The organism is Algoriphagus winogradskyi, from assembly GCF_900182815.1.
In the GTDB taxonomy this organism is placed as follows: Bacteria; Bacteroidota; Bacteroidia; order Cytophagales; family Cyclobacteriaceae; genus Algoriphagus; species Algoriphagus winogradskyi.
Window position 1 is genome coordinate 259,786 of sequence record NZ_FXUA01000001.1, and the last position, 11,986, is coordinate 271,771.

Consider the following 11,986-nt stretch of genomic DNA (forward strand, 5'->3'; position numbering starts at 1 on the left):
TGATTCAGAGGCTTCAATTCAAGTATTAAGACAAGAATTACATGTTATCCTGCCAATTCGGACCTTTCAATTCGATCAACATTTTATTATATTTTTCCATTTCAGCTTCATTCTTCAATCGAAGGTTAACTTGATAAAGAATGGCCATGATATCAGTATTATCAGGTCTAATTTCTAGCGCTTTTTCAAAATATGGAATTGATTCTGCGTAGTAACCATTAGATTCTTTATTCATAGACTCCGATCTAGCTTCCCACTCTTCGTCTGAAAGAGCTCCTAATTCTACAACGATTTCTCTAGATTTTTCTAGCAAAAGAGCACCTGCATAATAGTTTCCATCATAGAATTCAGGATCTGCAACTACTGACTTTTTGTAATCCTCAAGAGCACCATCCATATCGCCAGCTTGTTCCTTCAAGTATCCTGATCTCAAAAGAATACCTGCGTTATTTGGGTCATTTTTCAATGCGTCTTGAATGGAAGCCATTGCTTCGTCCATTTTATTCAATTGAAGTAGCAATTGGATCTCGTACTCAGCCAGGATTTTATCTTCAGGATAATCCTCTTTAGCAGCCATTATCAAATCATAAGCAGCCTCCGGGTTTTTATCTTCACCTGTTAGAATTTGAACCATTAAATAATAAACAGTCAGCTTATTATATTCTTCTACATCTAGCAAATATTCAAAATGCTTCTTTGCTTCCTCATATTTACCGAGTTCATTAGCAATAAAACCAGCGTTATAATGAATAGTAGTATCCGAAAGATCTACTTCACCTGCTAGATCAAAGAACTCATAAGCCATCTCCTCATCACCATCGTTATATCTCTCTAATGCCTTGTCAAAAGCAATGTTTTTGAGCGTATAGATAGAATATGGTCTTAGGTTGTCAGGAACACCTGGCATATCATCTGCATAAACTTCTTCGCCTACACCATTTTCTTTGTCACTTCCTGCCATTTCAAATGCTTTGAAATAAGTTGATAAAGCAGTATGTCCAGTTTCTACAGTAGAAGCAGTATTACTGGAATCAGAACCAAACATTTTGGTTTCAATCTGTGCCTTTAAAAGGTAAGTCGCAGGATCGCCTCCCGTTTCTGGATCAGAGCTTGCAGCTTCTATGTCGGTCATTGCAGCAGCGAGATCTCCGGATTTAAAGTTCTTCTCTGCAGAACGAACGACTTTTTTTTGTCCAAAAGCCAGGGTCGTTGCACCGATCAAGGCCATTGATAGAATTAGCTTCTTCATTTTAGCGTATTTTTCTTGTTTGGTTGGTTATTCGTTTATTTCATTTGATTCATCGGAAGAGTTTTCAGAATCATCAGCTTTAGGCTCTTCACTAGTAGTATCAGCGTTCTCGTCTGTTACTTCTAAGGTGTCTTCTAAAACTTCTACATCCTCTTCTTTTGATATTTTTTCAATAGAAGAAATTTCGTCATTCTCCCCTATTTTAATCAATCGAACTCCTTGAGTAGCTCTTCCCATAACGCGAAGACCATCGACAGAAATTCTGATTGTGATCCCAGACTTATTGATAATCATCAAATCATCTGTTTCTACTACTTCTTTGATTGCAACTAGTGCTCCGGTTTTCTCGGTTACATTCATTGCCTTCACTCCTTTGCCTCCACGATTGGTGATTCTATATTCGTCTAGACTGGAGCGTTTTCCGTATCCCTTTTCAGACACTACGAGCAGGGTGGCATTTTCTTCAGATGCACATACCATGCCAATCACATAGTCATTATCATCATTTAACCTGATCGCTCTAACACCAGTAGCTGTTCGACCCATTGGCCTTACTGCTTCTTCGTTGAAGTGAATAGCTCTTCCAGATTTTGCTGCAATCACGATATGCTGGCTGCCATTGGTCATTTCTACATTTACCAATTGGTCATCCTCACGAATATTTAAAGCAATGATACCGTTTGTTCTAGGTCGACTGTATTGCTCCAAGGTAGTCTTCTTAATTACTCCTTGCTTAGTGACCATAACTAAGAAGTGATTGTTCAAGTAATCCTGATCATTCAAATCCGCCACCTGGATAATGGAACGAATCTTATCATCTTGCTCAATGCTGATCAGGTTCTGAATTGGTCTTCCTTTGGAAGTTTTAGATCCTTCAGGGATAGCATAGGTTTTCAACCAGAATAATTTTCCTTTGTCGGTAAAGATCAACAAGTAATTATGCGTGGATGCTGTAAATAAGTATTCTGTAAAATCATCTTGTTTGGTACTTACGCCGCGTGATCCTACTCCTCCCCGTCCTTGAGTTCTGTATTCTGTAAGCGCAGTACGCTTCACATATCCTTCATGAGACACCGTGATAATCACTTCCTCATTTGGAATCATATCTTCATAACTGAAATCTTCAGCATTATGCTCGATTTCAGTTCTTCTATCATCAGCATAGCGGGTTTTCATTTCTGAAAGCTCTTCTTTGATGATTTCCATTCTCTTGTCTTCATTCGCAAGAATTTCTTTGAGTTCCTCGATCAATGCCATGATCTCGTTGTACTCATTGATGATCTTCTCACGCTCCATTCCAGTCAATCGCTGCAATCTCATATCGAGAATAGCTCTTGCCTGAATCTCACTCAACTCGAATCTTTCGATCAAGCCATTTCTTGCTGTCTCAGGATCGGCAGAATTTCTAATCAAAGAAATCACCTCATCCAAGTGATCCAACGCGATCAAATATCCCTGGAGAATATGAGCTCTTTTCTCAGCTTCTCTAAGTTCATACTCTGTTCTACGAATCACTACCTCATGTCGGTGATTGACATAATGTACGATCATATCTTTCAGATTCAGTGTATGCGGTCTACCTTTTACCAAGGCAACATTATTCACTGAGAATGAAGTCTGTAGCTGTGTATGCTTGTATAAATTATTAAGAACAACACTGGAAATAGCATCACGCTTTAATTCGTAAACAATGCGCATTCCAGAGCGATCTGACTCGTCACGAATGGCAGATATTCCATCGATTTTCTTTTCATTGATGAGCGCAGCAGTTTTTTCTACCATGCTTGCCTTATTCACCATGTATGGAATTTCGGTGATGATAATCATCTCCTTATTTCCACCATCTTTGACTTCCACATTCGCCTTACCACGCATAACCACTCTCCCTCTACCAGTCTCGAATGCAGCTTTTACTCCATTGTAACCATATATAATACCACCAGTAGGGAAATCAGGAGCAATGATATGCTCCATCAACTCAGATATAGTGATATCATTATTGTCAATGTATGCTACAATGCCGTCAATTACTTCACCTAGGTTGTGAGGGGCCATGTTCGTAGCCATACCTACTGCAATACCGGAAGCTCCATTCAATAAAAGTGCTGGAACTTTTGCAGGTAAAACAATTGGCTCCTTGAGGGAGTCATCAAAGTTGAATTGAAAATCTACTGTCTCTTTATTGATATCCACCAAAAGCTCCTCAGCTATACGCTTAAGTCTGGCCTCGGTATAACGCATAGCCGCAGGATTATCTCCATCCACTGAGCCAAAGTTACCTTGACCATCCACCATTGGATACCTCAGAGACCAAGGCTGGGCCATACGAACCATCGTTTCGTACACGGCTGAATCACCATGAGGGTGATACTTACCAAGCACCTCACCGACTATTCTGGCTGACTTCTTATAAGGTTTGTTATGTAATACTCCCAGTTCCTGCATTCCAAAAAGGATTCTGCGGTGTACTGGTTTTAGTCCATCTCGGACATCTGGAAGCGCTCTTGAAACAATAACCGACATCGAATAATCGATGTAGGCACCACGCATTTCCTCTTCAATGTTAATGGGTATGATGTTCTCGTTTTCTCCTTGAGCCATATAATGCTATTCACGGGGTCGATTAAGCCTGCAAGATAGTAAAAACCTGCTCTATTTGAAAAGAGATTATAAAGTACAAAGACGATAATCAAGACTTTAATACCACTGTCCTACTTTCCTGTCCTGAAAATTAAAAATACCACTTCCTCTGTACTCAATTCCGTTGTGCATATGCTTCATCACAACGCCACAGCCTGCAATTTTGCATCGTTTTGTTCCTGGAAAACGAACAGCAAGTCCTAATTGCATTGCATAAACCTTTTGATCAAGGTCTTGGAATTCGGAAAAATCAGATGCTGCATAAGTGAACTTGCGGAAATCAGCTCCTCCTTTTACAAATAATTTAGTATACTCGGAGAAGTCCCGTTCTATCCTGAGAGCTAATCCATAATAATTTTTATCTGAAACGGCCAACCGAGGAACATATGGACCAGCGCTACCAACTAGTGCCGGATCATAAGCCTTCTTAAGATCCAGCTTGCCGAATTCCGCTTCAAAAATAAACCTCCAAGGATAATTCTGTCTAGCTCTCTGTCTAAGTTCTGACTGCATGTAAAGATTGGATGAAGAATAATTTCTATATCTCCAATTCAAAAATGCACGTCTTCTATTTGCATCATATAGGACCAACCCTACAGTTCCGTATAATTTATTGACTTGGTAGGTAACTCCTTCGAAGTCAAACTGATAATCTCCACCTTGCATGGGAGCTAAATTTCCCCACTCCTGACCAAAGCCACCGCCAATTGTTAAAAGATTGAAAAGGTTAATTCTTAACCCGCCATTCCAATTTGGAAAAACCCAATCTCCGCCTTTCATTTCTAGAGGGTTTTCTTCAGAAATAGCTAAAGGATCTCCATCGAAATTCTGAAAGCGGGAAAATGGGTAAAGATTAGTATTGGCTGAATAAAAATTTGTTCCAAATTGCTGATAAGCACCACCTCCTGATAGCTCTACGCTGAACGCTTCCAGCACATTCCTAGTCACATTCCCTAACCCAGACTCACTTTTAGGATTTTTGGCTTTTTGAGAAATTCCAAAAATATCTTCTTCCTGTGCTAAAACAGTAGTGAGAATAAAACATAGAAACAAGGTGATAGGAAGCTGTCTGTAATTCATAATAATCTAAACGAAGGCTCGGGACTCTTGGTGTGAAATTAAAAAAAAATGCCTCCCAATCAGGAGGCATTTTCATATTAACTTAAATAATTTCTTATTTTCCGTCAGTTGGTTCTTCAGTATCTTCTTTCTCAGCTTCTTGCTTTGCCTTCATTTCGGCAATCATAGTATCAAGTTTCTCCTGAACAGCAGGATCTTCTTTGGTTGCGGCTAATACTTTATTGTAAGTACCAGCTCCCAAAATCTCCTCATCCATTATCAGCCCAGTTTTGTATTCTTTCAAAACTCCCTGCAGCGATCCTTGAAATTCTTTTACTTCTTCGAAAGCAGCTTTTTCTTCATCTGTGACATTTGCTTCCGTCATTTTAGCTTCGTCACCCCAAGCAGCTTTGATTTCATTATATCTTGCTCCACCTTGAAAAATCTCATTTTCCAAGATCATGGCTTTTAATTCTTCAGTTTTTGAATTTACATAATTGTCAAATGTTACCTCTACATTTGCATATTTAGCCAAGTCTTCATCTGTGACTTTCTCCTCATCTTGTGCGTAAGCAGCAAGCCCTAGGAACGCGAATAACGCTCCGAAAAGCAATACTTTTTTCATAAACATTGTGATTTTAATTTCCTTATAATGTCTAATAAAACTCTCAAAAGCGAAAAATTCAAGAATTTCGAGGCCTTTTTAAGATATTTTATGATAAATGGCTTTTCACAAAGTCAAACCAGCTCAATGCTCTTTAGTTGATGGATTGTCAGAACAGGATCAGGAGAGTTGAAAACAAAACTTCCGGCAACTAAAATATCAGCACCTGCCGCTAATAACTTTGGAGCGTTATTCAGATTAACCCCTCCGTCAATTTCTATCTTAGTATTAGATCCCTTAGCCAAAATTAAATCCTTCAAACGTGCCACCTTAGAATAAGTATTTTCTATAAACTTCTGACCTCCAAACCCTGGATTTACTGACATCACAATGACTTGGTCAATATCCTGGATCACATCAGATAAAAGTTCTACTGGCGTATGAGGATTGATGGCAACACCAGCTTTCGCTCCCAGACTGTGGATCGCCTGCAAAGTTCTATGCAAATGTGTGCAGGCTTCATAATGAACAGAAATCACCTCTGCTCCAGCTTTCCTAAAGTCTTCTAAATAATTATCCGGATTTTCAATCATCAAATGCACATCCAAAGGTTTTTTTGCATGACGTTGAATCGCTTCGGTCACAGGAATTCCAAAAGAAATATTGGGTACAAATACACCATCCATTATATCCACATGGATATAATCCGCCGCCGATGAATTCAACATTTCTACTTCTCGTTGGAGATTTGCAAAATCAGCAGCTAGTATAGATGGGGCAATTAAAGGGGCCATGAATTATATGTTGAAGATGTGAAAAAACGAATTTACAACTCAAGCCACAATTTCCTATTGTCTGAGCAATTTGCTTTGCTTGATTAATGCGCCATCCTGCATTTGAATTACATAGAACCCTGGTTTTACACCTTGCAGTAGAATCCTAAATGGCTCTTTAGCAGAGGATCTATTCAAGGTCTCATTTTCCAAAGCTCTACCGTTAAGATCTATGAGGGTAAATTCAGCACTAAGGCTGTGTCCAAAGTAAATGTTTAATTGATCTCCAAGTACCGGGTTAGGAAAAACATTCCATACCATTACTTCTTCATTTTCTTCAACGCCAAGGATTTCTCCGTAGTAGGCTCTATAGAAATTAGGAATGCCGTAGCCTAATAAATTATCCGGTTCATCAGCTTGAGTACCGCTATTCAAAAGTGCTTCAATTAACTGATCCTTTGTCCATTCAGGTTTGGCTTCCCAAAGACCCGCAGCCAACGCTGCAATCTGAGGAGCTGAGAAGGAAGTTCCGTTGGAATAAGCTTGGTTACCATTTGAGCGAATTAAAGAGGCTCCCTGTCCTAAAGCTGCAAGGTCAGGTTTTATTCTTCCATCTCCTGTTGGTCCACGGGAACTGCTGCTAGCAATATCCAACTCATTATCTACAGATCCTATCGCTAGAATACCTTTAGCATCGGAAGGAGACGATAATGTGGATACCCCGGGACCATAGTTCCCAGCGCTATTTACCACCAGTATCCCTTTACTTGCAGCTATACTTGCCCCTCGTGCTATAATAGTCGTCTCTCCATCCAAGTCTTCTAGCGTATAGTTCATGTCAGGATCATCAAAATCATAATAGCCCACCGAGCTACTGATGATATCCGTCCCTAAACTATCTGCGAACTCAGCTGCCCTCACCCAGTTGTATTCTTCCACCCAAAATTCCGTGGCAACTTCCTCTGTCATAGCAAGGATGTAATCAGCGTCCGGAGCTCCAGCAACCATTTTTCCAGGTTCATTAGAAGCTATCAGTGAAAGCACATTTGTGCCATGCTGATTATCCGAATAAACATTATCATTCCACGGCCTCACAAAATCCATAGTAGAGATGATTTGCCCATTTGTTTGTAGATGTGCCAAAGGACTGGCAGTTTGAGCTCCAGGGAATCCTGCATCAAAAACAGCTATGGAAACTCCTTTGCCCGTGAAACCTTCTTCATGCATCAAATCAATTCCTATCAGAGAATTCTGAAAATCATAGGTTTCTTCATTTGCGGCTAATATTCGGGCATTTTCAGCATCTGGAGGACAATATCTATTACTGACTGAAGCAAAAATTCTTTTTCCAACCCGTGCATTCGGACTTGGGATAAATCCCTTTCCCACCAGCTCGACTTTTTCAACAAACGGCAAAGCTTCTATTTCCTTAACATTAGTAGCATCTGTCACCAATAAAGTAGCATTAAACCACTTGCTAGAATACAGGATGTAATTAGACTTCTCGTAAACTGCTTCTACATACTTCTGCGCAACAGGAAGATCCAAACTATCCGGTGCAACGCCTTCTTTACTTCTTCGATCCAGCGCTTTTTGAGAAAGGAATTCACTTGGTTTATCCAGTGAAAGAGTTTGTTGAGGCTTATATTTATAGAAAACAGCATAACGATCCTGGGCAGCCAAACTGCCAGAAAAAGTCATTCCTAAGAGAACAAAAGCTAAAAATTTAATCCTTCCCATAATCGGTCAATTTTATTTGCACCTTAAATCCTGAATCAATCAGCATATCTCCCAAACAATCATTTCTTGAACAGTAGGTTAACACCTCGTCGTACTTTTCCACCAAGCCTATACCTAAGTCGTAAACTTCAAATCGAATATCTCTGTAAGTTACTTGATCGTCACTATCTTCTTGATTGACCCGGATAGAATTGCCCGAATTAATTAACTCGAAATCATCCGCTAATTCATCTCTATAGACATTCCCATTCCAAACAATACCGTCTTTGGGAGGAAAAACTAAGGTAACCAAGGGCTGATTTTCAATCGTACGTACCAAAGCAAGGTCTCGTTGGGTGAGGGTATATTCCAACACCTGAATCCAAGTGGTCTCATCCGTAGATTTGCTACGGTTTACGATAAAAACTTGCTCCCCTTCTGCATTTATATAAAAGCTTCGAATACGATCCTTATAGAAAAATAATTCCTGCTCCGAATCATTTTCACCAAAATAGATTGTTTGATCTACTTCATAAACCCAAAACAATCCAACTTCCAGCGGTTGAAAGTCATAGCCCAATTCCACTTGTGAATCCTCGATTTCTCGATCACAAGAAGTAAAAAGCGTAACTATTAATAATAAAATAAGCGGTAACTTTCTTTCCATATTTATTATTCAATGACTAAAAATACTAGTATTTTCCTAAAGATAGACTAAGCAGATTACAGACAGTTTCGAAATACTTTTTTCAAGCCAATCATCCTGTTTAAATTAGCAACTTTAAAATTTAAATCATGGCTTTAAGCACTTTTGTAAAAATAAGCGGCATCACCAATCTTTCAGATGCCAGGTATTGTTCGGGAATGTATGTGGATTTGTTAGGCTTTTCTTTAGAACAAGAATCTGAAAAATTCATCAATCCCACGCAGTATAACGAAATCACAGGATGGGTTTCTGGACTTGAGTTTGTCGGAGAATTTCAAAGCTACGAGTCAGACAAAGTCCTACACACTTTAGAAAATTACCCTACAATAAAGTGGGTTGAGCATGACAGGATTGATCCACTAGTAGATTTGGAAGGCAAGGGATTTGGCTTGATTTATAAAATGGATTTAGAAGATGTTCGACACATTGAATTGGAAGTTGCTGAAAAATTAAATGCTTCAGGAATCATTTTTCATGTCACCTCCATCCACGAGGAGCTTACTGATGAGGATAAAAAAGCGATAAAAATATTAAGTGAAAATTGCAGGGTTATTTTAGGAGTAGGGATTACTTCAGAAAACGTCCTAGACCTTATTACTGAACTTGGGATTTATGGAATAACGCTAGCAGGCGGAAAAGAAATCAAACCAGGTCTAAAAGACTTCGATGAACTTGCAGATATACTTGAAACATTGGAAGAGGATGAATAAAAAAATCATTTTCACAAAAAAGGCTATTGGAACTTATCCAATAGCCTTTTTTGTGTCAAATCCTGGATGCTTTAAGGTTGGTCAAATAAATCGGATGATTCATAAGGGCTGTTATCACCTGTGAATAATGAACCATCAATAAATCGGTGACTAATTCCGATATCTCTTAATTCCATCAAATCGTGGTCGTCCAAATTAATTTTAGCAGCTGCCAAATTCCCTTTGATTCTATCCTTATTTACGGATTTGGGAATTACAGCAATATCTCTAGCGATAGACCAGGCAATTAGAACTTGTCCAGCGCCTACTTTATGTTTATCCGCAATCTCCTTTACTACGGGATCAATCAATAGTTTCGGATCTTTTTCATGTTTTTCTGCCCTTGAATCTGGAGAACCAAGTGGAGAATATGCAGTCATTAAAATTCCATGCTCTATGCAATACTCAACCAAGCCATCCTGCGGAAGATATGGCTGCATCTCTACTTGGTTCATTTCAGGTAATTGGCCACCGAGTTGCACCAATTCATCCAGCTTTTTTTGATTGAAATTAGAGACTCCTATGTGTTTGGCATATCCCATTTCCTTCACCTCTTGCATAGCTACCCAAGTTTCAGCTATGGAAACCTCATCGTAGGTATAAAAGTCTTCTCTATCTTTTGGAAAACCCACGCCAGCTTTAAAAGCAATAGGCCAGTGTATCAGATATAGATCTACATAATCCAATTTCAAATCTGAAAGTGTCTTTTGCAAAGCAGGCAAAACTTGCTCTTTTTTATGTGAATTATTCCAAAGCTTTGACGTCACAAATAATTCTTCTCTCGTAACCAATCCTTCTGAAATTGCCTTTGCAATACCTTCCCCTACTTCGTTTTCATTCTGATATACAGCCGCACAATCTATGTGTCGATAGCCAGCTTCTATTGCCCAGTAAACAGCCTGACTAACTTCTCCTGGTTTACTTTTCCATGTTCCTAACCCGATAATTGGGAGTTTATCTCCGTTTTTAAAGCTTAAGTTTTTCATATGATTATAAAAATTTAGATTATGATATGAGTGAATTCTTAACAGAATAAACCCTGCATTTAATTCACTCGATTCTTTAAATATTTCTTAAATCTATTCATTACCCAAAGATGAATTTTAGCCTGAGTGTTCACATAGATCAGCCATGGCAATCTTGGCACAAATTCATGAATAGCTGAGATAATGTATTTATTATCTAAAACCCCACGAAACTCCAACCATCCGTGATCAAATCGCTTCACTAGCCAGCCACCGGAAATGTAAAAGAGCTGCCTACTTTCTTCACTTCTATCTGGAATCATGGTCAGTTGCAACATTGGTTTTTTAGTCCACAATAGATAAAACACAATTTCTCCACTTTCGAGCATTTCTCCATTGATCCAAAACTTAAAGAATGTGGGTAGCCAAATATTATAACGCTGAGCCACCCAAGTTGCTGAGTGTCCATGGGTGTTTGACATTCGCTGTATGCTTCTTACAGTATTCTTTACTTTATCTAACGGGTAAAAGCTTGGAGTTTTAAGTTCTACAGTAGAATCCAGCGCAGCTCTGACCGATTCTTCGTATGTCAGGTAATCAATATGCTTCTCTTTGAACTTCAATTCCTCGGACACCGTCAACGTATGCTTCAAACTTTCCACTAAGGGTGAAACCAATTGAGGAGGAGATTCGCCAAAAAAGCCAACCCAAAGCTTCGAAAGCCCCAAAGAGAAAACGGGAACTGAGAAAACCAACCTCTTCTTCCCTAGCTGAACGGCTGTCAACTCCAGCATTTTTCGATAAGAAATCACTTCAGGATTCCCAATTTCTATTGCTTTACCAAATACATTCTCATTTCCTACACAGGTATCAATAATATCTAAAGTGTCGCGCAAAGAAATAGGCTGGGTCAAAGACTCTGTCCACTGTGGACACATGAGGACAGGCAAGTTAGTCACTAGATTCTTAATCATATCAAACGATGATCCTCCCGGCCCTACTATTATCGAAGCCCGAATAGCGGTAAGTTTAGCAGACCTAGAACCTAGGGATTGTTCTACTTCAAGACGACTTCTGAGATGTCTAGACAGACTTTCTCCCGTCTCTTTTGGCAGCAATCCTCCTAAGTAAATGATCTGCTTTACTTTGTTTAAATGAGCCGCTCGGCTAAAATTATCAGCAAGTAGTAAATCGGTATCTTCAAAACTACCTTGATTTAGACGTGTGGAAGCATTCATAGAATGTACCAAGTAGATCGCGACATCTACCCCCTTAAGCACTTCAACTGTACTTGAAATTGAATACAATTCCACCTGCTTCCAAGTCACTTCAGGGTATGGATTATCCTTTACCTTTCTTCTACTAAGAGCAATAATATTGTATTTGTGGCGGAAGTGGTGAATAAACCAGCGACCCACATATCCACCTGCACCGGCAAGTGCGACAGTTGGCTTAGAAACAGATATAGGTTGATTAGTTAATTTCATAATAAAGAGCTTAACTAACCAACCTATTATTTGGT

Annotated in this window: 10 protein-coding genes; 1 reads left to right on the top strand and 9 read right to left on the bottom strand. The window is 39.2% G+C overall.

What is annotated here, in order from left to right; translation table 11 throughout:
- Window positions 1-37: 37 nt before the first annotated feature.
- The 7 genes from QOL76_RS01160 to QOL76_RS01190 form a co-directional block, all read right to left on the bottom strand.
- Entirely contained in the window at window positions 38-1,249 is a 1,212-nt protein-coding gene (locus tag QOL76_RS01160; RefSeq protein ID WP_283411187.1) for a tetratricopeptide repeat protein, read from the bottom strand.
- A 27-nt stretch (window positions 1,250-1,276) separates the two neighbouring features.
- Entirely contained in the window at window positions 1,277-3,850 is a 2,574-nt protein-coding gene (gyrA, locus tag QOL76_RS01165) for a DNA gyrase subunit A (RefSeq protein ID WP_283411188.1), read from the bottom strand.
- A gap of 96 nt (window positions 3,851-3,946) precedes the next feature.
- Complete coding sequence (locus QOL76_RS01170) at window positions 3,947-4,969, bottom strand: hypothetical protein (RefSeq protein ID WP_283411189.1); 1,023 nt, start codon at window positions 4,967-4,969, stop codon at window positions 3,947-3,949.
- 94 nt (window positions 4,970-5,063) lie between these two features.
- On the bottom strand, window positions 5,064-5,573 hold the full coding sequence (locus tag QOL76_RS01175) for a hypothetical protein (RefSeq protein ID WP_283411190.1): 510 nt from the start codon (window positions 5,571-5,573) through the stop codon (window positions 5,064-5,066).
- A gap of 113 nt (window positions 5,574-5,686) precedes the next feature.
- Window positions 5,687-6,346, bottom strand: coding sequence for a ribulose-phosphate 3-epimerase (gene rpe / locus QOL76_RS01180; protein ID WP_283411191.1), 660 nt, complete (start codon window positions 6,344-6,346; stop codon window positions 5,687-5,689).
- Between the two features lie 54 nt (window positions 6,347-6,400).
- Entirely contained in the window at window positions 6,401-8,065 is a 1,665-nt protein-coding gene (locus QOL76_RS01185; RefSeq protein WP_283411192.1) for a S8 family serine peptidase, read from the bottom strand.
- Entirely contained in the window at window positions 8,052-8,711 is a 660-nt protein-coding gene (locus QOL76_RS01190) for a hypothetical protein (RefSeq protein WP_283411193.1), read from the bottom strand. The genes QOL76_RS01185 and QOL76_RS01190 overlap by 14 nt, the downstream gene beginning before the upstream one ends.
- Before the next feature lie 128 nt (window positions 8,712-8,839).
- Between QOL76_RS01190 and trpF the strand changes: the two genes are divergently transcribed.
- Window positions 8,840-9,460, top strand: coding sequence for a phosphoribosylanthranilate isomerase (trpF, locus tag QOL76_RS01195; protein WP_283411194.1), 621 nt, complete (start codon window positions 8,840-8,842; stop codon window positions 9,458-9,460).
- A gap of 71 nt (window positions 9,461-9,531) precedes the next feature.
- On the opposite strand, the gene QOL76_RS01200 is transcribed toward trpF, so the two are convergent.
- Together QOL76_RS01200 and QOL76_RS01205 are read right to left on the bottom strand one after the other, a co-directional pair.
- Complete coding sequence (locus tag QOL76_RS01200) at window positions 9,532-10,485, bottom strand: aldo/keto reductase (protein ID WP_283411195.1); 954 nt, start codon at window positions 10,483-10,485, stop codon at window positions 9,532-9,534.
- Window positions 10,486-10,544: 59 nt separating this feature from the next.
- The gene (locus QOL76_RS01205; protein ID WP_283411196.1) at window positions 10,545-11,951 is read right to left on the bottom strand and encodes an NAD-dependent epimerase/dehydratase family protein; all 1,407 of its coding nucleotides are present in this window, start codon (window positions 11,949-11,951) and stop codon (window positions 10,545-10,547) included.
- Window positions 11,952-11,986: the final 35 nt, after the last annotated feature.